20 protein-coding genes and 1 pseudogene are annotated in these 21913 nt (G+C 61.3%); 14 read left to right on the forward strand and 7 right to left on the reverse strand.

The features are described 5' to 3' along the window. Positions 1-10: 10 nt before the first annotated feature. The 3 genes from NN484_RS01900 to NN484_RS01910 all read left to right on the forward strand — a co-directional run bounded on the left by NN484_RS01900 (position 11) and on the right by NN484_RS01910 (position 2672). Positions 11-1288: a flavohemoglobin expression-modulating QEGLA motif protein gene (locus NN484_RS01900; protein ID WP_003222055.1), complete on the forward strand. Its 1278-nt coding sequence runs from the start codon at positions 11-13 to the stop codon at positions 1286-1288. 152 nt (positions 1289-1440) lie between these two features. After that, positions 1441-2346 (forward strand): alpha/beta hydrolase, encoded by a 906-nt coding sequence (locus NN484_RS01905; RefSeq protein WP_127650773.1) that lies wholly within the window; start codon positions 1441-1443, stop codon positions 2344-2346. Then, the gene (locus NN484_RS01910; RefSeq protein ID WP_083366897.1) at positions 2343-2672 is read left to right on the forward strand and encodes a PA3694 family proteiin; all 330 of its coding nucleotides are present in this window, start codon (positions 2343-2345) and stop codon (positions 2670-2672) included. Before NN484_RS01905 ends, NN484_RS01910 begins: the two co-directional genes overlap by 4 nt. 156 nt (positions 2673-2828) lie before the next feature. Here the strand turns inward: NN484_RS01910 and lptF are convergent, their stop codons facing one another. The 3 genes from lptF to NN484_RS01925 all read right to left on the reverse strand — a co-directional run bounded on the left by lptF (position 2829) and on the right by NN484_RS01925 (position 4801). Next, positions 2829-3617 carry a lipotoxin F family OmpA-related lipoprotein LptF gene (gene lptF / locus NN484_RS01915; protein WP_127650769.1) on the reverse strand — a complete coding sequence of 263 codons (789 nt, stop codon included), beginning with the start codon at positions 3615-3617 and terminating at the stop codon, positions 2829-2831. 56 nt (positions 3618-3673) lie between these two features. Continuing rightward, positions 3674-4078: a DUF4398 domain-containing protein gene (locus tag NN484_RS01920; protein WP_007964219.1), complete on the reverse strand. Its 405-nt coding sequence runs from the start codon at positions 4076-4078 to the stop codon at positions 3674-3676. Positions 4079-4456: 378 nt separating this feature from the next. Continuing rightward, positions 4457-4801, reverse strand: a complete 345-nt coding sequence (locus tag NN484_RS01925; protein WP_003222064.1) for a hypothetical protein — start codon at positions 4799-4801, stop codon at positions 4457-4459. 212 nt (positions 4802-5013) lie between these two features. On the opposite strand from NN484_RS01925, the gene ppc reads away from it, so the two are divergent. The 7 genes from ppc to NN484_RS01960 all read left to right on the forward strand — a co-directional run bounded on the left by ppc (position 5014) and on the right by NN484_RS01960 (position 12305). Continuing rightward, positions 5014-7644 (forward strand): phosphoenolpyruvate carboxylase, encoded by a 2631-nt coding sequence (gene ppc, locus NN484_RS01930; protein ID WP_274658499.1) that lies wholly within the window; start codon positions 5014-5016, stop codon positions 7642-7644. Positions 7645-7934: 290 nt separating this feature from the next. Then, on the forward strand, positions 7935-8582 hold the full coding sequence (gene adk, locus NN484_RS01935) for an adenylate kinase (protein WP_127650765.1): 648 nt from the start codon (positions 7935-7937) through the stop codon (positions 8580-8582). A 93-nt stretch (positions 8583-8675) separates the two neighbouring features. After that, entirely contained in the window at positions 8676-9350 is a 675-nt protein-coding gene (tsaB, locus tag NN484_RS01940) for a tRNA (adenosine(37)-N6)-threonylcarbamoyltransferase complex dimerization subunit type 1 TsaB (protein WP_215501712.1), read from the forward strand. Between the two features lie 221 nt (positions 9351-9571). Then, positions 9572-9880, forward strand: coding sequence for a hypothetical protein (locus NN484_RS01945; protein ID WP_003222071.1), 309 nt, complete (start codon positions 9572-9574; stop codon positions 9878-9880). Further along, complete coding sequence (locus tag NN484_RS01950; protein ID WP_274658500.1) at positions 9880-10740, forward strand: DUF72 domain-containing protein; 861 nt, start codon at positions 9880-9882, stop codon at positions 10738-10740. The genes NN484_RS01945 and NN484_RS01950 overlap by 1 nt, the downstream gene beginning before the upstream one ends. A 33-nt stretch (positions 10741-10773) precedes the next feature. Beyond that, the gene (locus NN484_RS01955; protein WP_127650757.1) at positions 10774-11610 is read left to right on the forward strand and encodes an isocitrate lyase/PEP mutase family protein; all 837 of its coding nucleotides are present in this window, start codon (positions 10774-10776) and stop codon (positions 11608-11610) included. A 2-nt stretch (positions 11611-11612) separates the two neighbouring features. Continuing rightward, entirely contained in the window at positions 11613-12305 is a 693-nt protein-coding gene (locus tag NN484_RS01960) for an extensin-like domain-containing protein (protein WP_274658501.1), read from the forward strand. 3 nt (positions 12306-12308) lie between these two features. Here the strand turns inward: NN484_RS01960 and NN484_RS01965 are convergent, their stop codons facing one another. Further along, positions 12309-12929 (reverse strand): energy transducer TonB, encoded by a 621-nt coding sequence (locus NN484_RS01965; RefSeq protein WP_274658502.1) that lies wholly within the window; start codon positions 12927-12929, stop codon positions 12309-12311. Between the two features lie 93 nt (positions 12930-13022). Here NN484_RS01965 and NN484_RS01970 point away from each other — a divergent pair, with 93 nt between their 5' ends. Then, positions 13023-13805 carry a class I SAM-dependent methyltransferase gene (locus NN484_RS01970; protein WP_127650753.1) on the forward strand — a complete coding sequence of 261 codons (783 nt, stop codon included), beginning with the start codon at positions 13023-13025 and terminating at the stop codon, positions 13803-13805. A 104-nt stretch (positions 13806-13909) separates the two neighbouring features. On the opposite strand, the gene NN484_RS01975 is transcribed toward NN484_RS01970, so the two are convergent. Then, positions 13910-14545 (reverse strand): TetR/AcrR family transcriptional regulator, encoded by a 636-nt coding sequence (locus NN484_RS01975; RefSeq protein ID WP_127650751.1) that lies wholly within the window; start codon positions 14543-14545, stop codon positions 13910-13912. 94 nt (positions 14546-14639) lie between these two features. On the opposite strand from NN484_RS01975, the gene NN484_RS01980 reads away from it, so the two are divergent. The 3 genes and pseudogenes from NN484_RS01980 to NN484_RS01990 all read left to right on the forward strand — a co-directional run bounded on the left by NN484_RS01980 (position 14640) and on the right by NN484_RS01990 (position 20662). After that, the gene (locus NN484_RS01980; RefSeq protein ID WP_127650749.1) at positions 14640-15740 is read left to right on the forward strand and encodes an efflux RND transporter periplasmic adaptor subunit; all 1101 of its coding nucleotides are present in this window, start codon (positions 14640-14642) and stop codon (positions 15738-15740) included. A 6-nt stretch (positions 15741-15746) separates the two neighbouring features. Continuing rightward, a complete protein-coding gene (locus NN484_RS01985) occupies positions 15747-18815 on the forward strand; it encodes an efflux RND transporter permease subunit (RefSeq protein ID WP_274658503.1) in 3069 nt (1022 codons plus the stop codon). A gap of 1460 nt (positions 18816-20275) precedes the next feature. Then, a pseudogene (locus NN484_RS01990) lies at positions 20276-20662 on the forward strand (DUF6124 family protein). Positions 20663-20725: 63 nt separating this feature from the next. On the opposite strand, the gene NN484_RS01995 reads toward NN484_RS01990, so the two are convergent. Both NN484_RS01995 and NN484_RS02000 read right to left on the reverse strand, forming a co-directional pair. After that, on the reverse strand, positions 20726-21415 hold the full coding sequence (locus tag NN484_RS01995; protein ID WP_127650743.1) for a DUF4197 domain-containing protein: 690 nt from the start codon (positions 21413-21415) through the stop codon (positions 20726-20728). A 21-nt stretch (positions 21416-21436) separates the two neighbouring features. Next, positions 21437-21835 carry a YbaY family lipoprotein gene (locus tag NN484_RS02000; protein ID WP_274658504.1) on the reverse strand — a complete coding sequence of 133 codons (399 nt, stop codon included), beginning with the start codon at positions 21833-21835 and terminating at the stop codon, positions 21437-21439. Positions 21836-21913: the final 78 nt, after the last annotated feature.

Raw genomic sequence — 21913 nt, forward strand, 5'->3', positions numbered from 1 at the left:
GGAGTTTCGGGTGGACGATTACCAGCAGACGATACGCACGCTGTCCGATCGCATTGTGCTGGCGCAGACACCGATCCGCGTCCTCGATGCGGTCAAGTGGGACGAGAACATCCGCAAGGGCTTTCTCAAGGCCAAGGGCAAGGAAATGCCGGCGGTGGATCGTGACTACTACCTCAATCGGCCACTGAGTTTCGATTCGAGCAAGGTCAAGCTGGAATTCCAGAACATCGAACGCGACATCACCCGCCAGCTCGGCCAGTTCAACCCGGTCGGGCAGATCATGCGGCGCATGTGCAAGGAATACCGGATGGTGGTGCGCATGCTCGAAGCGCGCGGCACCGAGGATTTCGGCCTGATCTCGCAAGAGCTGTACGGCGCTGCCTCCGATGCGTTCCATGCCGGTGACCCGACCCTGGCCGATCTCGGCCTGATGATGTCCGACTACCTGAACAACATCGATGGCCGTGGCGATCTGAAGGACGAGCCGAAAATCCTCACCGCCAAGGACGCCGTACACCTGCTGCAAACGCGCTTGAACAAGGTGTTTGGCGAGGCCGAGGAAACCATCCGCGTGTTCGAGTCCGACGGCATCGTGGCCGACGCGGCGGCGGGCGCCGACTACATCAAGATCCGCACCGACGCGCTGTTCAACGACCGCGACGTGCGCGCGCTGGAAGTTCACGAAGGCCTGGTGCACGTGGGCACTACCCTCAACGGCTTGAACCAGCCGATCTGCACCTTCCTGTCCAAGGGCCCACCCTCGTCGACGGTGACCCAGGAAGGCCTGGCGATCCTGATGGAAATCATCACCTTCGCCTCCTACCCGAGTCGCTTGCGCAAACTGACCAACCGCACCCGCGCCATTCACATGGTCGAGGAGGGCGCGGACTTTTTGCAGGTGTTCGAGTTCTTCCGAGAGCAGGGTTTTGAAATGGCCGAAAGCTACGGCAACGCCAGCCGGGTGTTCCGTGGCTCGACGCCGACCGGCCTGCCATTTACCAAAGACTTGTCCTACCTCAAGGGCTTTATCATGGTTTACAACTACATTCAGTTGGCCGTGCGTAAGGGCAAGCTTGAGCAGGTGCCGCTGCTGTTCTGCGGCAAGACTACGCTGGAGGACATGCGCACCTTGCGTCAGTTGGTCGATGAAGGTCTGGTGGTGCCACCGAAATATCTGCCGGAACAGTTCCGTGACATGAACGCGCTGTCGGCGTGGATGTGCTTCTCCAACTTCCTCAATCACTTGAGCCTGGACCGGATCGAGGCGGATTACTCCAACATCCTTTGAACCAACACAAAACCCTCGTAGGAGTGAGCCTGCTCGCGATAGCGGTGTGTCAATCAACAAAAATAGCGACTGACACACCGCTATCGCGAGCAGGCTCACTCCTACAGTTTTTAATCCTGTTCCAACCCGGATTTTTTGCGAGGTTTCACCGGATGAGAATCCTCGGCATCTTTTGCCTGCTCCTGGCCCTCGGTGGTTGCAGTTCGTTGTTGTTCTACCCTGAGCCGGGCCAGATCTTCACCCCGGAAAAAGCCAGACTCGAGTACCGCACCGTCACCCTGACCACTGCTGACGGCCTGAAGCTGAATGCCTGGTGGCTGCCGGCCAGGCCCGGCGTTGAAGTCAAAGGTACGGTCCTGCACCTGCACGGCAACGGCGGCAATCTGCCGTTGCATCTGGGAGGCAGTTGGTGGTTACCGAAAAGCGGCTATCAAGTGCTGCTGGTGGACTATCGCGGTTATGGTTTGTCCGAGGGCAAACCGAGCCTGCCGGCGATCTATCAGGACATCGACGCCGCGTTCGCCTGGCTGGATCAGGCGCCGGAGGTCAAAGGCAAGCCGCTGATTCTGCTCGGCCAGAGCCTGGGTGGCTCGATGGCGGTGCATTGGCTGGTGCAGCATCCGGAGCGGCAGAAACAACTCAAAGCCTTCGTGCTCGACGGCGTCCCCGCCAGTTACCGCAGCGTCGGCCAGTACGCCCTCAGCACGTCGTGGCTGACCTGGCCGTTCCAGGTGCCGCTGTCGTGGCTGGTGCCGGACAGCGACAGTGCAATCAACTCGATGCCGCAGCTCAAGGGTGTACCGAAACTGATCTTTCACAGCATCGACGACCCGCTCGTGCCACTGTCCAATGGCATTCGTCTGTATCAAGCGGCGCCGCCACCGCGGGTGCTGCAGTTGACCCGGGGTGGTCACGTGCAGACCTTCGGCGATCCGGTCTGGCGTCAGGTGATGCTGCGCTATCTGGAAGACCCCGAACATTTCAACGGCCTGCGCCGCCTCGGCGAGATCCCGAATTATCCGCAACCCTCGAATTCTGAAGATGAGAGTCCGCAATGAGTGAAGAACGTAACGCCATCCCGCTGATCATCACCGGTATCTGCAGCATCCTCGGCACCGTCGGGGCGCTGTGGTACTACGGCTACCTGCACTTCGCCAAACCCGAGGATGCGCTGCTGCTCAACGAGTTCACCATGCTCAAGACCGTGCCGGGCGAAGACTACAAAGTCTCGCTGGACCCGGCACCGCAAGTGGCGCAGTGCATCGATGGCGTGCTGGTGTTGTTCGACACCGAGCAGAAAGGCCTGACGGGCGTGCTGATCAATGCGCAGAAAAAAGCGGTGCGTTGCATGGGGCAGGAAACCCCACAAAAACTCGAACCTTAAAAGCAAAAGATCGTCCGAACGCGGCCCGAGCCTGCGGCAGCTCCTACAGGGATCGCGTTCCGATGTAGGAGCTGCCGAAGGCTGCGATCTTTTGATCTTCAACAAAAAGCCCCGCCTGACTCAGTCAGGCGGGGCTTTTGCGTTACTGCGTGACGCTTAGTTCGAGCTGACCGCCGAACGAGGCATCACTGGCTGGTTGTCGTTGGAGATGGTCACTTCCACACGACGGTTCATTGCACGACCGGACACGCTGCCGTTGTCGGCAACTGGGTATTCCTTGCCATAACCCTGCACCACGATGCGCGAAGGGTCGACGCCCATCTTGATCAGTGCGACTTGTACCGAGGTCGCACGACGCTCGGACAGCGACTGGTTGTACGAAGCAGCACCGGTGCTGTCGGTGTAACCCTCGACGATCACTTTGCGATCAGGGTTTTCCTGGAGGAATTGCGCCAGTTTGTTGATGTTCACCAGACCGCTGGATTTCAGGTCAGCCTTGTTGGTGGCGAACAGCACGTCGCCAAAGGTCACCAGGGTACCGCGATCGGTCTGCTTGGCGTTCAGGCTCTGCTGCAGTTGTTTGATCTGCTGGTCGCGAGCGTCCAGACGGGCCTGAGCACGTTGGGCGGCGGCGTTCTTCAGGTTGTTTTCAGCGGTGCGCAGGGCGATGGTCTGCTTGGCCACTTCCACGCGCTGGTTGGTCAGGTAGGCCAGTTGGTCAACCTTGGCCGCGTCTTGTTTGTCCAGGTAAGCCTTGTCGGCCTTGTCCAGATAGTCGCTGGCGTCTTTGGTTTCCAGGGCTGCGACTTTGCTCGCTTGCGGGTTGGCCTGCAGGCCGGCGTAGTTGGTGCGCGCCTGTTCCAGGTTCGGGTTAGGCGGGGTGGAGCAAGCAGCCAGGGCAACGCTTGCAGCCAGGAGAGCGGGGATCATCAGTTGCTTACGCATAATTTGTCGTCCTTTCTATCGATAAAAGTTTCAGCTTTGCGATTCGGGATGCGCGCTTACTGCACGGTGCGCTGACTTTCCTGACGCAGTTCCTGAACACCTTTCTGGGAATCCTTCACAGCCTGTTCGGCCTTGGCGGCCTGAGCCTTGCGCTCTGCTACGCGAGCGTCCCATTCGGCCTGCTCGGCGAGAGTGCGGGCTTGTTCATACTTCTTGTCGTGCATGGCGATTTCGGCTTGTTTGAGCTTGTCCTGCGCCTGCTTCATTTCCACTGCAGCGAACTCGGTACCACCGGCGCTCACGGCGCTGTTGACTGCCGATTGGGTCACGGCGTACTGCTCGGTCGGTGGGTTACCGGCGCAACCGGCTAGCACGAAGCTGGTGCCGATGGCCAGAGCAGCCAGTTTCAGACCGCGCAGGTGGGAGAACGAGGTTTGGGTCTTCATGGTCTTCAACTCCATTGTTTAACTCCTGATAAAACCGAAAATCCATCCTGGTCGAGGAGCCGCAAGCGTCGTGTGAAAGCGCGTTTTTGAAACGCTCGTTCCAGGCGTGGTTACAGGTTCCGACCGGAGGCGTTTTTCAAAAGTTCAGAAAAGATGGCCCATCGCCCAAAAAAATTTTGACCAAACGGACAAGGCTCTAAACCGGGAACTTTGGAGGCGGGGAGTGGTACGCGTGGGTGTATTTCAGCCCGGAAACACCCCGATTCGGAGGGAAGAATGCGATCTCTGTAGGAGTGAGCCTGCTCGCGATAGCGGTGTGTCAAACACCGAAAATGTTGAATGTAAGACCGCTATCGCGAGCAGGCTCACTCCTACAGGTTTAACGGAGTTGTATCAGTGTTTCTGTTTGCCGGCAGCCGCCGACAGATCCTGCAGATGTCGCCTCGACAGCGCCAGAAAACGCGGCGTCGGGCCGACGTCTTCGTACAGCGGATCACCTTCCTCATCGGTGGCGACCACGGTCGAACCCTTCACATACGGCAGGCTCGCCTCGAACTCTTCAAGCGCGGCGCCGATCAGCTCGCCGAGCAGTTCTTCGGGGTGGCGTTTGGGGTACATCTCGGCAATCGCCGCCAGCCGTGCAGCGGCCTCGACGTCCAGATGAATCGTGTAGCCGGTGTCGGTCAGGCGACCCTTGGCGTTTTCTTCCCAATGCTGGGCGAGTTCACGGATTTTCATGATGACCTCATTCGCGCCTGCTCGTGGCAGGCCTGGGTGAGTATCCGGCAAGGCCGGCGGCAAGCCGTTGTACGGCTTACTGTTGAGACTAGCTTCAAGCCACAAGGTTTAAAGTCCCTTCGTCGTCTGCTTGTAAGAAGCGCCGTAGAGCGGCACTCTCTGGGCAAAGCATTCGTTTCTGAGCCGTCCCGATTACCGCTGGAGAACTGCTGATGACTGATATTGATGCACGCTTGCGCGAGGACGTTCACCTGCTCGGTGAGCTGTTGGGCAATACCATCCGTGACCAGTACGGCGAGGAGTTTCTCGACAAGATCGAGCAGATTCGCAAGGGCGCCAAGGCTGACCGGCGCGGTTCGATGGACGCCGAGCTGAGCGCCAGCCTCAATCAGTTGAGTGAAGACGAATTGCTCCCGGTGGCGCGGGCGTTCAACCAGTTCCTCAATCTGGCGAACATCGCCGAGCAATATCAGCTGATTCATCGCCGCGAAGAGTCGCAGCCGGCGCCGTTCGAGTCCCGCGTGCTCCCGGAACTGCTCGCCCGCCTGCGCAATGAAGGGCACAGCGCCGAGTCGCTGGCCCGGCAACTGGCGCGTCTGGAAATCGAACTGGTGCTGACTGCGCACCCGACCGAAGTGGCGCGGCGCACGCTGATCCAGAAGTACGATGCGATCGCCGCGCAACTGGCTGCGCAGGATCATCGCGATCTGACCAGCGCCGAGCGCGAACAGATCCAGAACACCCTGCAACGATTGATCGCCGAAGCCTGGCACACCGAAGAAATCCGCCGCACCCGGCCGACCCCGGTCGACGAAGCCAAGTGGGGTTTCGCGGTGATCGAGCATTCGCTGTGGCAGGCAATTCCCAACCACATGCGCAAGGCCGATCAGGCGTTGTTTGCCGCCACCGGCCTGCGTTTGCCGCTGGAGGCGGCGCCGATTCGCTTTGCCTCGTGGATGGGCGGCGACCGCGACGGCAACCCGAACGTCACCGCTGCCGTGACCCGTGAAGTGCTGTTGCTGGCGCGCTGGATGGCCGCCGACCTGTACCTGCGCGATGTCGATCACCTGGCTGCCGAGCTGTCGATGCAGCAGGCCAGCGACGCGCTCAAGGCCCAGGCCGGTGACAGCGCCGAACCTTACCGTGCGGTGCTCAAGCAATTGCGCGAACGCCTGCGCGCCACGCGCAACTGGGCACATGCGTCGTTGACTGCGAGCACGCCGGCCCCGGCCGACGTGTTGCACAACAACCGCGACCTGCTCGATCCGCTGGAGCTGTGCTTCAACTCGCTGCACGAATGCGGCATGGGCGTGATCGCCGACGGGCCGTTGCTCGATTGCCTGCGCCGGGCGGTGACCTTCGGCCTGTTCCTGGTGCGCCTCGATGTGCGGCAGGATTCGACGCGGCACAGCTCGGCGATGACCGAAATCACCGATTACCTCGGCCTTGGTCGCTACGAAGACTGGGACGAAGAACAACGCATCAGCTTTCTCACCCGCGAACTGAACAATCGCCGGCCGTTGCTCCCGGCGCATTTCAAACCGTCCGCCGACACCGCCGAAGTGCTCGCCACCTGCAAGGAAATCGCTGCCGCACCGGGCGCGTCGCTGGGCTCCTACGTGATCTCGATGGCGGGCGCGGCCTCCGACGTTCTGGCCGTGCAACTGCTGCTCAAAGAGTCCGGCGTGCTGCGGCCGATGCGCGTGGTGCCGCTGTTCGAAACCCTAGCGGACCTCGACAACGCCGGGCCGGTCATGGAGCGTCTGTTGCTGCTGCCGGGGTATCGCGCCAGGTTGCAGGGCCCGCAGGAAGTGATGATCGGTTATTCCGACTCGGCCAAGGACGCCGGCACCACCGCTGCGGCGTGGGCGCAATACCGGGCGCAGGAGCGTCTGGTGGAAATCTGTCGCGAACAGCAAGTCGAACTGCTGCTGTTCCACGGTCGCGGCGGCACCGTCGGCCGTGGTGGCGGTCCGGCACACGCGGCGATCCTGTCGCAACCACCGGGGTCGGTGGCGGGGCGCTTCCGCACCACCGAGCAGGGCGAAATGATTCGATTCAAATTCGGTCTGCCGGACATCGCCGAGCAGAACCTCAATCTGTATCTGGCCGCCGTGCTCGAAGCGACGCTGTTGCCACCACCGCCACCGACGCCCGAATGGCGGCACCTGATGGATGAGCTGGCGGCGGATGGGGTTGCCGCGTATCGCGCCGTGGTGCGGGAGAATCCGCAGTTCGTCGAGTACTTCCGCCAGTCCACGCCGGAGCAGGAACTGGGACGCTTGCCCCTCGGCAGCCGTCCGGCCAAGCGCCGCGCCGGCGGCATCGAAAGCCTGCGGGCGATTCCGTGGATTTTCGGCTGGACCCAGACCCGCCTGATGCTGCCGGCCTGGCTCGGTTGGGAAAGCGCGTTGAGCAAGGCGCTGGAGCGTGGCGAAGGCGAACTGCTCGGGCAGATGCGCGAACAGTGGCCGTTCTTCCGCACGCGCATCGACATGCTGGAGATGGTCCTGGCCAAGGCCGACGCCGACATTGCGTTGTCTTACGATCAGCGTCTGGTCGAGCCGGACTTGCTGCCGTTGGGCGCGCAGTTACGCGACCTATTGTCGCAGGCGTGCGCGGTGGTGCTCGGCCTGACTGGCCAGTCGCAACTGCTGGCACATAGCCCGGACACGCTGGAATTCATCCGTCTGCGCAACACTTACCTCGACCCGCTTCATCTATTGCAGGCCGAACTGTTGGCCCGTTCGCGGCAGCAGAATGTCGAGCAGGGCAGCCCGGTGGAGCAGGCGCTGCTGGTGTCTGTGGCGGGGATTGCCGCCGGTTTGCGCAATACCGGCTAAGGTTTTAGCGCTGGCGTCGGGCGCCCGGTGCACAGGCCGGGTGCCGCTTTGTACACAGGCAGAAAGTGCGGGCAGGCGACAGTTAATGATGGGGTTGCGACTTGGGTTACCGCGTCGCAAGGTCGCGGCAGGCACCGGTTTCTCCGACTTTTGGCGTCTTGTGTGGGCGCAGCCTGCTGTGTATCTTGATCAGCCTTTGGCCGTTTGTGCGGCCACGACCCGTTTTTTTAAGATTGGCCCAAAGAGGCGAATCCCGTTGTTTTCTATATAAAAAATTGAGGAGCACATCGATGCGCGTCATTCTGCTGGGAGCTCCCGGGGCCGGTAAAGGTACTCAGGCTAAGTTCATCACCGAGAAATTCGGCATTCCGCAAATCTCCACCGGCGACATGCTGCGTGCCGCGGTCAAGGCTGGCACTCCACTGGGCGTTCAAGCCAAGAGCATCATGGATGCCGGCGGCCTGGTGTCGGATGACCTGATCATCGCGCTGGTGCAGGATCGCATCGCTCAACCAGACTGCGTCAATGGCTTCCTGTTCGACGGCTTCCCGCGCACCATTCCGCAGGCCGAAGCGTTGGTGACTGCCGGTGTCGAGCTGGACGCTGTGGTTGAAATCGCTGTTGAAGACGAAGAAATCGTGCAGCGTATTGCCGGTCGTCGCGTTCACGAGGCCAGCGGCCGCGTTTACCACGTCATCTACAACCCGCCGAAAGTGGCTGGCAAAGACGACGTCACCGGCGACGATCTGGTGCAGCGCAAGGACGACACCGAAGAAACCGTGCGTCATCGCCTGTCGGTCTATCATGCGCAGACCAAGCCACTGGTGAACTTCTACAAGGAGCTCTCCGCTGCCAACGGCAAGCCGAAGTACAGCCACATTCCGGGCGTTGGTTCGGTTGAAGCGATCACCGCCAAGGTGCTCGAAGCGCTGAGCTGAAAAAGCTGATCCGCTGCATCATCCACGGCCCGCTTGCGGGCCGTAGTTGTTTATACTGACGCACTTTTTCTCCCACCTGTTTTGGATACATCGATGAGCACCTTGCTGGCCCTGGACACCGCGACCGAAGCTTGCTCCGTTGCCTTGCTGCATGACGGCAAGGTCACGAGCCATTACGAGGTGATCCCGCGTCTGCATGCGCAGAAGCTGCTGCCGATGATCCAGCAATTGCTGGCCGACGCCGGCACCACGTTGCAAGCGGTGGACGCGATTGCGTTCGGACGTGGCCCGGGCGCGTTTACCGGTGTGCGGATTGCTATCGGTGTGGTGCAGGGGCTGGCGTTCGCACTGGATCGTCCGGTGCTGCCGGTGTCGAATCTGGCGGTGCTGGCACAGCGTGCGCATCGCGAACATGGCGTGAGCCAGGTCGCGGCGGCCATCGATGCGCGGATGGATGAAGTGTATTGGGGCTGCTACCGCGAGACGGCTGGCGAAATGCGTCTGGTCGGGGCCGAAGCGGTACTGCCGCCAGAAGTCGCAGCGTTACCCACCGATGCCTGCGGCGAGTGGTTCGGTGCGGGCACCGGTTGGGGGTATGGCGAGCGGATCGCGGTCAGTCTGTCCGGTCAGGATGCCGGCATGCTGCCTCACGCTGAAGACCTGCTGACCCTGGCGCGCTTTGCCTGGGAACGCGGTGAGGCGATCCCGGCGGATGATGCGCAACCGGTTTACCTGCGCGATAAAGTCGCCACCCCGAAGGCTCGCTAAGCCTTTAAAAGATCGCAGCCTGCGGCAGCTCCTACAGGGATTGCACGCTTCTGTAGGAGCTGCCGAAGGCTGCGATCTTTTACTTCTACAGCTGCCAATCGTCAGTTTCCAACCCCGCGTTTTAAACCTTTTGCGCTTTATGTGTTCTAGTTATCACTCGGCAGTTTGCTAAGTCGGTCAGGTGCCGCTAAATTGCCATCATCGATACCGAGCATGAAATTATGCGTATAGACGGCCTTTCCTCTCAGTCCTACCCGATCAAGCGCAAGCCTCGCAAAGGCAATGTGGCGCTGGATGAGTCTGTCGACGATATCGACGGCGAGCTGGAATTCCCGACTGAAGAGCAACTGGCCGCCCGCGCTGCCAAAGCCTCCGCACAACGCCTGGCTAATCTGCCTGCCCGTCAGCAAGACATGATTTATCACCGCGCCATGAGCAAAAGCGTAGCAATGGCCCTGGCCAGCTACCTGAGCACCGCCGGTTTTGTCGATTGGGATGCGGATGTGCTGGGCCTCGACCTGTACATCTGATGGTGCTGCCTTACTACCTCGGTTGCCCGTCCTGGAGCGAAAACGCCTGGCGCGAGTATCTGTACCCTGAAGACGCCAAGACCTCCGATTTCCTCAGTCTCTACTCCCAAGTGTTCAACGCCGTGGAAGGCAACACGACCTTCTACGCCAGCCCGTCGCCGGCCACCGTGCAGCGTTGGGCCGAGACCATGCCCGAACACTTTCGCTTCACCGCCAAATTCCCCGGCGACATCAGCCACAGCGGTGACCTGCGCGATCAACTGACTGCCGCCGAAACTTTCGTAAAACTCCTCCGCCCGCTCGGCGAACGTGTCTCGCCGCTGTGGCTGCAACTGTCGAAAAGTTTTACCCCGCATCGACTGCCCGAGCTGACCGCGTTCATCGATGCGCTGGACCGGCCACTCGCGGTGGAAGTGCGCCACGAGCAGTTCTTCGCCAAGGGCGAGAGCGAGCGTCTGCTCAATCGGCTGCTGCTGGACCGTGGGGTGGAGCGCATCTGTCTCGATCCGCGCGCGCTGTTCAGTTGCCTGTCGACCGAGTCTTCGGTGATCCACGCGCAATCGAAAAAGCCCCGGGTGCCGACGCGTCCGGCGGCATTCACCCAGTGCCCGCAGGTGCGTTTCATCGGCCATCCCGAGCTTGAGGCCAACGATCCGTTCCTTGTGCCGTGGGTGGCGAAAATCGCCGAGTGGATCGAAGAGGGCCGCACGCCATACATCTTCCTGCACACCGCCGACAACATCATGGCGGCGAAGCTGGCGCAACGTTTCCACGCACAATTGATGCAACGTTTGCCTGGCCTGCCATCCCTGCCTGAGCTATACAGAGAACCCGCCGCCGAGCAACTTGGCCTGCTCTGAGGCGCATTTTCATGCCTGCCCAGGAGCCTGCCGATGGATGCCCAAGCCCGTAACGAACAAGCCCGCAAAGCCCAAGCCTTCAAAGCCCTGCATGAGCGTCCGGGGATTTTCGTCATGCCCAATCCATGGGATGCAGGTTCGGCGAAGATGCTCGCCAGTCTGGGCTATCAGGCGCTGGCGACCACCAGTGCCGGCTACGCGTTTTCCCAAGGCAAGGCCGACGGCGCCTTGAGTCTCGATGAGACCCTGGACAATGTTCGGGCGATTGTCGCGGCGACCGATCTGCCGGTGGCGGTGGACCTGGAAAACGGTTTCGCCGATGATCCGGCCGAGTGCGCCAAAAGCCTGTTGCGCGCCGCCGAGGCGGGCGCGGTGGGTGGTTCGATCGAGGACGCCACGGGCCGCGCCGACGCGCCGATCTATTGCTTCGAACACGCCGTGGCGCGCATCGAAGCCGCCGTCGCTGCCGTGCGCACGCTGCCATTTCCCTTCACCCTGACCGCCCGCGCGGAAAACTACCTGCACGGCAATCCGGATATTCACGACACCATTCGCCGCTTGCAGGCCTTCGCCGAGGCGGGCGCCGACGTGCTGTACGCGCCGGGTTTACGCAATGCCGAAGAAGTGCTGGCGGTGGTGCGCGCGGTGGCACCGAAACCGGTCAATGTATTGATGTCCGGCGGTTTGAAACTGACGGTGCAGGAGCTGGAAGAAATGGGCGTGCGGCGCATCAGTACCGGTTCGGCATTGGCGCTGGCGGCGTTCGGCGAGTTTTTCCGCGCCGCTGAAGAAATCCAGCACAGCGGCACCTTCGGCTTCACTGCGCAATCGATGCCTTACGCCAAGGCCAACCAGTTCTTCAAAGGCTGAGCATGGGGCGCTGGATCGCGCTGTCGTTGCTGCTGATCATCGCGGGCGCCGTGGTCAGCGTCTGGCGCGGCTGGCTGGACGTGCCGGCGCAGTGGAACCCGTGGGCGCCATTGGACGTGAAAGCTGTGCCCAACTGGCTGACCGGTTTCAAGCTGATGCGCTTGCGCACTGATCCCGAGTTATGCGCCCAAGCGCTGAGCCGCTCGGACCTGCGCGTCACGCCCCAGGCCGACAGCCCTGACGCCAAGTGCCCGCTGATCGGCGCTGTGCGTGTGCAGGGCGGCGAGGTGGCGCTGAGCAGTAGCTTCCTTGCCAGTTGTCCGCTGGCGGTGGCGTACGCGATGTTCGAACGACATACCCTGCAACCCGCCGCGCAAGCGCTTTACGGCCAGCCTGTGGCGCGTGTCGATCACCTTGGCAGCTTTGCCTGCCGCAATGTCTATAACCGCGAGAGCGGGGCGCTCAGCCGGCATGCCAGTGCCGATGCGCTGGACATCGCCGGTGTTCGTCTGGCGGACGGGCGCAGCGTCAGCGTGCTCAGGGACTGGCCGAAACACAATCAGGACGCGCAGTTTCTGCGTCAAGTGCGCGATGGCGCCTGCGAGGTGTTCAGTGTGGTGTTGAGTCCGGATTACAACGCCGCCCATCGCAACCATTTTCATGTCGATGTCGGGCGCTGGAGCGTGTGTCGCTGACGGTCAGGCGGCGAGGCGCAGGTTCTGCAGGACGATCGGGCGAGCCCAGCCGTTATCGAAGTCCAGCGCCTTCTGCTGCTCGACGATTTCTTCCGGCGGGAACGGTGGATAAGGTTTTTGCAGCAGGTCGAGGTCGAATTCGGCAATCGGCAGGTACAGCGGCTTTTTCTGTGGTGCCGGGCCAGGCTCTGGCACAGGCTGACCATTGTTGATCACGATCGGGCGGACCCAGCTGCTGTCGAAATCCTGCTGCTCTTGCTGAGCCTTGAGTTCTTCTGGCGGGAACGGTGGGAACGGCTTGTCCAGCAAATCGGTTTCGAACTCGGCGATCGGCAGGAACAGTGGCTCTGGCGGACGCACTTCGGTCTCGACCACGTCGCACTGACGCTGCTCGACGATGTGCGCGTGCAGCTCGCTGCCCAGGGTCGGCTCTTCAGGGCTGTTCAGGTCAACCGGTGGAAACGTGCCACAGGCCGGCACCACATCACTCGTCTGTTCGGCCAGGGCCTGGGCAAAGAAATCCTGCCACAGGTGACTGACACCGCTCAGTGCTTGAGTGTTATGACGGCTATAGTCGCCATGGGGCGAGATGTAGCCAATCGATGTGGGAAGAATGCCTGACATTTTTTTCGGTTGACGCTCAGCTCTGGCAAAATGCGCGTTGATTGGTTTATCGGCCACCTTTTGCCGATCCTTAACTTTTTTGAGCGTGTTTTCATGATTGAGCAACCCGCGGCCTGCCGCATCCATGTCCAGGCCTTGAGCCCGACGTTTGAAGCGCAGGCCGAGCAGTGGGCCGAGCGTCTGGGCCTGCCGATGCAGGTGGCCGACGGCGAGTTCGCCTTGCAACTGGGCGAGCAGGGTTTACAGCTGCAGCAACTCGGCCCGGATGCACCGGGGCCTGTGCGGGTGGATTTCGTCGAGGGTGGCGCGGCGCACCGGCGGTTGTACGGTGGCGGCAGTGGACAGATGATCGCCAAGGCCGTCGGCATCGCCCAGGGCGTGCGCCCACGGGTGCTGGACGCCACGGCGGGGCTGGGCAAGGACGCGTTCGTGCTGGCGAGCCTGGGCTGCGAGATGAGCCTGATCGAGCGCCAGCCGCTGATCGGTGCGCTGCTGGAGGACGGGCTGGCGCGGGCGGCGGAAGATTTCGACGTGGCACCCATCGTCGCGCGGATGAAACTGCTCAAGGGCAACTCGATCGAGGTCATGCGCAACTGGGAAGGCGAGCCGCCACAGGTGATCTACCTCGACCCGATGTTTCCGCATCGCGAGAAGACGGCGCTGGTGAAGAAAGAGATGCGCCTGTTCCGGCCGCTGGTCGGGGATGACCCGGATGCGCCGGCACTGCTCGAAGCGGCGTTGGCCCTGGCGACGCACCGCGTGGTGGTCAAGCGTCCGCGCAAGGCGCCGTGCATCGAGGGGCCAAAGCCGAGCCATGCGCTGGATGGCAAGTCGAGCCGGTATGACATCTACCCGAAGAAAGCGCTCAAGCCCTGAGACCGAATCGCCCCCTTCGCGAGCAGGCTCGCTCCCACAGAAGTACCGCGATCAACTGTAGGAGTGAGCCTGCTCGCGAAGGGGGCAGTCAATACTCCGCAAAATCAGGGCCGATACGCCCGCATGAACAACCCCACCACTTCCTGCACATGACTCTCTGCCGCTGCCTCGCTCAGCGGCTCACCGCAGCCATACAACAAGCGAAAATTCCCCGCGCCCTTGATCAGGCAGAAGAAATGCTCGGCCGCATTACGTGGCTGGTCGATGTTCAACGCGCCGGTCTCGTGGATGCGTTTGAGCAGCCGCTCCATGCCTTGCACCATGCGCTCGGGGCCGGCTTCGAAGAAGATCAGCGACAGCTTCGGATCCTGCGTCCCCAGCGCCATCATCAAGCGGTGCAAATTCACCGACTCATCGCTGTTGATCAGTTGGTGAAAGCCTCGTGCAATGTTCAGCAACACATTTTCCACGGCGATGCCGGCGGGCAATTCGAAGAACAGCGGCGGTAATTGCTCTTCGCATTTGGCCATCACGGCGGAGGAGAACAGCGTTTCCTTGTCGTTGAAGTGGCTGTAAACCGTCAACTTCGACACGCCAGCCTCGGCGGCGACCGCGTCCATGCTGGTGTTGGCGTAGCCGTGACTCAGAAACAGGGTTTTCGCCGCATTGAGGATCGCCCGGCGCTTGGCTGGATCCTTCGGACGGCCCGGGCCGTTTGGAGCTGCAAGATTGTTCGACATTCTTCGCTTTTAATACTGGACTGGTGAGTTTGCTATTAATACCATACCGGCCAGTATAAATATTCCAAGCACCATTAGCGAAAGGTCCGTCACCATGTTCCGCCATGCGTTGTCCTTTGCCGTGCCAGTCAGCCTGGCGTTTTTATTGTCCGCATGCGGTCAGGAAGAGGCGGCGCAAGTCAGCATTCGACCGGCCATGGTGGTGCAGCCGGTGCCTTCGGCGCAGGCGATGGAAAGTTATCCGGGCGAGGTTCGCGCTCGCTACGAACCCGATCTGGCGTTCCGCATCGGCGGCAAAGTCAGCCGACGACTGGTCGAAGAAGGCCAGCGCGTGAAGGCCGATCAGCCACTCGCCGAGCTCGATCCGCAGGACGTGCGCTTGCAACTCGAAGCGACCCGCGCGCAGGTCGCCGCCGCCGAAGCCAATCTGAATCTGGTACGCGCCGAGCGTGACCGCTACAAGACCTTGATGGAGCGGCAGATGGTCAGCCGTTCCGCCTACGACAACGCGGAAAACCTTTACCGCTCCGGCGAAGCCCGCCTCAAGCAGATCAAAGCCGAATTTAACGTCTCGACCAACCAGGCCAGTTACGCCGTGTTGCGTGCGCCGCAGGACGGCGTGGTGGCCAAGCGTTCGGTGGAAGTCGGGCAGGTGGTTGCCGCCGGGCAAACCGTGTTCACCCTCGCCACCGATGGCGAGCGCGAAGTGTCGATCAGTTTGCCGGAGCAGAGCTTCGGCCGTTTCAAGGTCGGCCAGCCCGTGACCGTTGAATTGTGGACGCAGCAGAACCAGCGCTTCGCCGGGCAGATTCGCGAGCTGTCGCCGGCAGCCGATCCGAAATCCCGCACCTTCGCTGCGCGCATCTCGTTCACCAGCGGCAAAGTACCGGCCGAGCTGGGCCAGAGCGCGCGGGTGTTTGTGCAGTCGGCCGATGCGGTGCCGTTGTCGGTGCCGCTCTCGGCGCTGACCGCGGAAAACGGCGCGACCTACGTCTGGGTCGTCAGCGCCAACAACACCTTGAAAAAGACCCCGGTGCGCGTCGGCCCGTTCGGCGAGAAAAGCGTGCCGGTGCTCGAAGGCCTGAGCGCCAGCGACTGGGTGGTCGCCGCCGGTGTTCACGTGTTGCTCGAGGGGCAGCAGGTGCGTCCTGTGGATCGCTCCAACCGTGTGGTCAATCTGGCGGACAAGGAGTAAGTCCCGATGCGTTTCAACCTTTCCGAATGGGCGCTGCGTAATCGCCAGATCGTCCTGTTCCTGATGCTTTTACTGGCCATCGTCGGCGCCTTGTCCTACACCAAGCTGGGCCAGAGCGAAGACCCGCCGTTTACCTTCAAGGCCATGGTGATCCAGACCCGCTGGCCGGGGGCTACCGCGCAGGAAGTCTCGCGTCAGGTCACCGAACGCATCGAAAAGAAACTCATGGAAACCGGTGAGTACGAACGCATCGTGTCGTTCTCCCGCCCGGGCGAGTCGCAGGTCACCTTCATGGCTCGCGACTCCATGCATTCAGTGGACATTCCCGACCTCTGGTATCAGGTGCGCAAGAAGGTCAGCGACATTCGCCAGACCTTGCCGCCGGGGATTCAGGGGCCATTTTTCAACGATGAATTCGGCACCACGTTCGGCAATATCTATGCGCTGAGCGGCGACGGTTTCGACTACGCCGTGCTCAAGGATTACGCCGACCGCATCCAGATCCAGCTGCAGCGGGTGAAGGATGTGGCCAAGGTCGATCTGCTCGGTTTGCAGGACGAGAAGATCTGGGTCGAGCTGTCCAACGTCAAACTCGCCACCCTTGGCTTGCCACTGGCGGCCGTGCAGCAGGCGCTGGAAGAGCAGAACGCGGTGTCTACCGCCGGCTTCTTCGAAACCGGCAGCGAGCGTGTACAGCTGCGGGTCTCGGGGAATTTTCAGACCGTCGACGAGATCAAGAACTTCCCGATCCGGGTTGGTGATCGGACGTTCCGCATCTCCGATGTCGCCGATGTACATCGCGGTTTCAATGATCCACCGGCACCGCGCATGCGTTTCATGGGCGAAGACGCCATCGGCCTTGCGGTGGCAATGAAGGACGGCGGTGACATTCTGGTGCTGGGCACGGCACTGGAAGGCGAATTCTCGCGCTTGCAGAAAGGCCTCCCGGCCGGCATGCAATTGCGCAAGGTGTCCGACCAACCGGCAGCAGTGAAAACCGGTGTTGGCGAGTTCGTCCAGGTGTTGGTCGAGGCGCTGGCGATCGTGTTGCTGGTGAGCTTCTTCTCCCTCGGTGTGCGCACCGGCATGGTGGTCGCGCTGACCATTCCGCTGGTGCTGGCGATGACCTTCGCCTGTATGTATTACCTCGGCATCGGCCTGCACAAGATTTCCCTCGGCGCGCTGGTGCTGGCGCTGGGGTTGCTGGTGGACGATGCGATCATCGCCGTGGAAATGATGGCGATCAAAATGGAGCAGGGCTTCGACCGGATCCGGGCTGCGAGCTACGCCTGGACCAGCACCGCATTCCCGATGCTCACCGGTACGCTGATCACTGCAGCGGGCTTTCTGCCGATCGCCACGGCGCAGTCCGGCACCGGCGAATACACCCGTTCGATCTTCCAGGTGGTGACCATCGCGCTGCTCGCTTCGTGGGTGGCGGCGGTGATGTTCGTGCCGTATCTGGGGGAAAAACTCCTGCCGGATCTGGCGAAGATTCACGCCGCCAAACACGGCACGACTGACGGGCAGGCGGACCCGTATGGCACGCCGTTCTATCAGCGGGTGCGGCGTCTGGTGGAGTGGTGCGTGGTGCACCGCAAGACCGTGATCGTGCTGACGGTGGGGCTGTTCATCGCGTCAGTGATGCTGTTTCGTTTCGTGCCGCAGCAGTTCTTCCCGGCCTCCAATCGACTGGAATTGATGGTCGACCTGAAACTGGCCGAAGGCGCCTCGCTGGCCAACACCACGGCCGAGGTCAAACGCCTGGAAGCGATGCTCAAGGACCACGCCGGCATCGACAACTATGTGGCGTATGTCGGTACCGGTTCGCCGCGTTTCTACCTGCCGCTGGATCAACAACTGCCGGCGGCGAGCTTCGCCCAGTTTGTGGTGCTGGCGAAAAACATCGAAGAGCGCGAGAACCTGCGCAGTTGGTTGATCGACACGCTGAACGAGCAATTCCCGGCCTTGCGCTCGCGGGTCACGCGTCTGGAAAACGGCCCGCCGGTTGGCTATCCGGTGCAGTTCCGCGTTACCGGTGAGCACATCGAGGAAGTCCGCGCGCTGGCACGCAAAGTGGCGGCCAAGGTGCGCGAGAACCCGCACGTGGTCAACGTGCACCTGGACTGGGAGGAGCCGAGCAAGGTGGTGTACCTGAACATCGATCAGGATCGCGCCCGCGCGTTGGGTGTGAGCACCGCCAACCTGGCGAAATTCCTGCAGAGTTCGCTCACCGGTTCCAGCGTCAGCCAGTACCGCGAAGACAACGAATTGATCGAGATTCTGCTGCGCGGCACGGTGCACGAGCGCACCGAGTTGTCGTTGCTGCCGAGCCTGGCGGTGCCGACCGATAACGGTCGCAGCGTGGCGTTGTCGCAGATTGCCACCTTGGAATATGGCTTTGAGGAAGGGGTCATCTGGCACCGCAATCGTCTGCCGACGGTGACCGTGCGGGCGGACATTTACGGCAAGGAGCAGCCGGCGACGCTGGTGCAGCAGATTCAGCCGACGCTTGATCCGATTCGCGCCGAATTGCCTGACGGGTATCTGCTGGATGTGGGCGGTACGGTGGAGGATTCGGAGCGTGGGCAGAAGTCGGTGAACGCCGGGGTGCCGATGTTCATCGTGGTGGTGCTGACGTTGCTGATGGTGCAATTGCGCAGTTTCTCGCGCACGGCGATGGTGTTTTTGACGGCGCCGCTGGGGTTGATCGGGGTGGTGTTGTTTCTGATGGTGTTCCGCCAGCCGTTCGGGTTTGTGGCGATGCTGGGGACGATTGCGCTGTCGGGGATGATCATGCGCAACTCGGTGATTCTGGTTGATCAGATCGAGCAGGATATTGCTTCGGGGCTTAAGCCTTGGCAGGCGATTATCGAGGCGACGGTGCGGCGGTTTCGGCCGATCGTGTTGACGGCGTTGGCGGCGGTGCTGGCGATGATTCCTTTGTCTCGGAGTGTATTTTTTGGGCCGATGGCGGTGGCGATCATGGGGGGGTTGATTGTGGCTACGGCTTTGACGCTGCTGTTTTTGCCTGCTTTGTATGCGGCTTGGTTCCGGGTGCGTCGCGAGGGTTGATTGGCTTTGTTGGACTTGGCGGCCTTTGGGCCGACCAGGTTCTTGGGGTTTTGGGTGTATATCCGTTGCTTCGGGGGTTGCGGCTGGCGGTTTCGCTCTTACAGCGAGTCCCTTTGGCAAACGCCCCAAAGGAACCAAAGGTCTGGGCCCCGGCGTTCGGCCCTCGCCGTGGCTCGGGTTCCTTCGTTGCAGGATTCATCCGGGGGCATCGTCTACGGTTTGCTTCGCTGCACCTCCTCTCGATGTGTTTGGCTTCGCCAAACGGTCGCTGCGCTCCCACCCCCGGATAAACCCCTCCACTCAGCCTGCCGAAGGGGCCAGCAGATCAAGAGCTGCAGCCGAGCTAACGCTCATCCTGTTGAGTGGTGAAGAGCATGCGGTCGGCTTTTGCTTTTCTGTAGGAGTGAGCCTGCTCGCGATGGCGGCCTGTCAGCCGACCAGTCTCCAACTGAATGCACCCAATCCCACTGTAGGAGTGAGCCTGCTCGCGATGGCGGCCTGCCAGCCGACCAATCTCCACTGAATGCACCCAATCCCACTGTAGGAGTGAGCCTGCTCGCGATGGCGGCCTGTCAGCCGACCAGTCTCCAACTGAATGCACCCAATCCCATTGTGGGAAATGGCCTGCTCGCGATGGCGGCCTGCCAGCCGACCAATCTCCACTGAATGCACCCAATCTCACTGTAGGAGTGAGCCTGCTCGCGATGGCGGCCTGCCAGCCGACCAATCTCCAACTGACCACACCCAATCCCATTGTAGGAGTGAGCCTGCTCGCGATGGCGGCCTGCCAGCCGACCAATCTCCACTGAATGCACCCAATCCCACTGTAGGAGTGAGCCTGCTCGCGATGGCGGCCTGACAGCCGACCAGTCTCCAACTGAATGCACCCAATCCCACTGTAGGAGTGAGCCTGCTCGCGATGGCGGCCTGCCAGCCGACCAGTCTCCAACTGACCACACCCAATCCCATTGTAGGAGTGAGCCTGCTCGCGATGGCGGCCTGACAGCCGACCAGTCTCCAACTGACCACACCCAATCTCCTGTAGGAGCTGCCGAAGGCTGCGATCTTTTGACCTTGGCTTTTCAAAATCAAAAGCCAGATCAAAAGATCGCAGCCTTCGGCAGCTCCTACATTGAGTCTGGTTGTGTTTAAGGGTGTGGGAGAAAACCAGAACCTTCCCACAAGGTTTTCAGGTTGCCCGTCGGAAGCGCGATCTCTAGCCTGAGTTTGTCGCTGCAAAAATCAGCGACCGGGTTTCGCAGCCCGGTTAAACTTCAGACGCACAGCGTCCACCATCCGAAAGCGGGCGTTTTTTATGCCAGTGTCATGGCGGTTGTGCGCGGGATACCTTCGGGTATGCCGGGTGCCTGAAGTCCCGGTCTGCGAACCTGCGTACAGCTGCCACCCTACATTCGTTTCGCAGCGAACTGTGGCGGCTCCACTACTTCAGGAGTTCCACCATGTTCAAACACACCCCCAACCCCCCAGAGCCCGAAACCACCCCGGAACGGCCCACCGATCCCGTTTCCCCCTACGCCTTCCTCGATTCAAGAAAGCTTCACGATGCGGCCCTGCGTGCCCTTGATCATTATCTGAAGCCTGCGGATAAACCGCCAAAACCGGTCGGCCATCCCAGCACAATCTTCACTGTCCTCCCCGAAGTCGATTCTGAAACCCTGTTGGCCCATGCCTGTGAAACACTGGCCTCGGCCAATGTCATGGCCGCTGAGTTGGCGTTTACCTTGAGCGGTCCGACGTGCAGTTAGTTGCTTGGCATCCAGCAGATGATTTCGCTCGCTGAGCTGTCGGTTAACCGCGTCCTCGATCAAGTCGATCCGCAAGGCTGACCCACAATAAAAAGCCCGCTGACCTCCACAGGTTCAGCGGGCTTTTGCGTGCAGCGGCAAAAATTACAAGGTGCCGAACACCTTCTTCGCCAGACCGGTCGCCGCAGCGGCCGGATTCTTGCGAATGGTTTCTTCCTGTTTGCCAATCATCTCGAACAGGCCATTGAGCGCTTGCTCGGTGACGTAGTTTTCGACGTTGGCGCTTTTCGCATCCACGACGCCCAGGGTCGCGGCCTGGCCGGCGAAGCTGTTGTATTTCTGCGCGACGCCAACCTTGTCGGTAGCCTGTTTGACGATCGGCAGGAACTTGGCGCGGATCTGTTCGCGGCTGGTTTTGTCCAGGTATTGGGTGGCCGAGTCGTTGCCGCCGCTGAGGATGCCTTTGGCGTCGGCCACGGTCATTTTCTTCACGGCGTCGACGAGGATCGGCTGGGCCTGGGTCACGGCGTTTTCCGCGGCTTTGTTCATCGCGGTTTCGAGTTCGTCGACCTGGGCGCCCATGCCGAAGGCTTTCATCTTGCCGGCGACTTTGCCGAGTTTGCCCGGCAGTTCGATTTTCACGTCCGGGTTGTTGCTGAAACCGCCCGGGGTGCCCAGTTGTTTGACGGCCAGTTGTGCGCCTTGGGTCAGGGCGTCCTTGAGGCCGCCGGTGGCGTCTTGTTGCGACAGGTCGCTGAGTGACAGCGCCAGCACGTTGGCGGAGATCATCAAGCCCGCGCACAGGCCGGCGAAGCGAAGAGTAGGGCGGAACATGGCAGCTTCCTTGATAGACAATTAGCGAATCGCGTCGACGCGGATTTTCAGCGGCTGCGGATCGTTGCCGTCCAGTTGTACGGCGTGGTTTACGGTGGTGATGAACATCAGCTCGCCGTTGACTTCGATGCGCGCGCTGACCGAGTAGTGGTGGCCGGGTTTGACCTGCGCCGGATCGTAGCTCAAGTGAAACGGCAGTGGCACCTGGCCTTTGACCGGGCCTTTCTGCTCGTCCAGCACCACGGCTGGTGCATCGGCCAGCGATACATCCTGCAGGCTCACGCTCAGGGTTGCGCTCGGTGGCAGGGCGATGCGTTGCAGGTAGAACACTTCACCGTCGAGGCCGACTTTGCCAGCGGGGTTGGTTGATTGGCAGGCGCTGAGCAGGGTAGCGGCGGCAAGCAGAGTCAGTTTTTTCATAGTGTTCTCCATTCAATTGCAGGAGTGAGCCTGCTCGCGATAGCGGTGTGTCAGACGACAGTGATGCCGACTGACACG

Source organism: Pseudomonas serboccidentalis, assembly GCF_028830055.1.
In the GTDB taxonomy this organism is placed as follows: Bacteria; Pseudomonadota; Gammaproteobacteria; order Pseudomonadales; family Pseudomonadaceae; genus Aquipseudomonas; species Aquipseudomonas serboccidentalis.

Excerpts from the sequence above, each read along its gene's own strand:
- lptF (WP_127650769.1), bottom strand. The coding sequence starts at position 3,617 with ATGCGTAAGCAACTGATGATCCCCGCTCTCCTGGCTGCAAGCGTTGCC.
- NN484_RS01965 (WP_274658502.1), bottom strand. The coding sequence starts at position 12,929 with ATGTCAGGCATTCTTCCCACATCGATTGGCTACATCTCGCCCCATGGC.
- NN484_RS01960 (WP_274658501.1), top strand. The coding sequence starts at position 11,613 with ATGGGGCGCTGGATCGCGCTGTCGTTGCTGCTGATCATCGCGGGCGCC.
- NN484_RS01970 (WP_127650753.1), top strand. The coding sequence starts at position 13,023 with ATGATTGAGCAACCCGCGGCCTGCCGCATCCATGTCCAGGCCTTGAGC.
- NN484_RS01925 (WP_003222064.1), bottom strand. The coding sequence starts at position 4,801 with ATGAAAATCCGTGAACTCGCCCAGCATTGGGAAGAAAACGCCAAGGGT.
- NN484_RS01955 (WP_127650757.1), top strand. The coding sequence starts at position 10,774 with ATGGATGCCCAAGCCCGTAACGAACAAGCCCGCAAAGCCCAAGCCTTC.
- adk (WP_127650765.1), top strand. The coding sequence starts at position 7,935 with ATGCGCGTCATTCTGCTGGGAGCTCCCGGGGCCGGTAAAGGTACTCAG.
- NN484_RS01910 (WP_083366897.1), top strand. The coding sequence starts at position 2,343 with ATGAGTGAAGAACGTAACGCCATCCCGCTGATCATCACCGGTATCTGC.
- NN484_RS01985 (WP_274658503.1), top strand. The coding sequence starts at position 15,747 with ATGCGTTTCAACCTTTCCGAATGGGCGCTGCGTAATCGCCAGATCGTC.
- NN484_RS01950 (WP_274658500.1), top strand. The coding sequence starts at position 9,880 with ATGGTGCTGCCTTACTACCTCGGTTGCCCGTCCTGGAGCGAAAACGCC.
- ppc (WP_274658499.1), top strand. The coding sequence starts at position 5,014 with ATGACTGATATTGATGCACGCTTGCGCGAGGACGTTCACCTGCTCGGT.
- NN484_RS01980 (WP_127650749.1), top strand. The coding sequence starts at position 14,640 with ATGTTCCGCCATGCGTTGTCCTTTGCCGTGCCAGTCAGCCTGGCGTTT.
- NN484_RS01945 (WP_003222071.1), top strand. The coding sequence starts at position 9,572 with ATGCGTATAGACGGCCTTTCCTCTCAGTCCTACCCGATCAAGCGCAAG.
- NN484_RS01920 (WP_007964219.1), bottom strand. The coding sequence starts at position 4,078 with ATGGAGTTGAAGACCATGAAGACCCAAACCTCGTTCTCCCACCTGCGC.
- tsaB (WP_215501712.1), top strand. The coding sequence starts at position 8,676 with ATGAGCACCTTGCTGGCCCTGGACACCGCGACCGAAGCTTGCTCCGTT.
- NN484_RS01975 (WP_127650751.1), bottom strand. The coding sequence starts at position 14,545 with ATGTCGAACAATCTTGCAGCTCCAAACGGCCCGGGCCGTCCGAAGGAT.
- NN484_RS02000 (WP_274658504.1), bottom strand. The coding sequence starts at position 21,835 with ATGAAAAAACTGACTCTGCTTGCCGCCGCTACCCTGCTCAGCGCCTGC.
- NN484_RS01995 (WP_127650743.1), bottom strand. The coding sequence starts at position 21,415 with ATGTTCCGCCCTACTCTTCGCTTCGCCGGCCTGTGCGCGGGCTTGATG.
- NN484_RS01905 (WP_127650773.1), top strand. The coding sequence starts at position 1,441 with ATGAGAATCCTCGGCATCTTTTGCCTGCTCCTGGCCCTCGGTGGTTGC.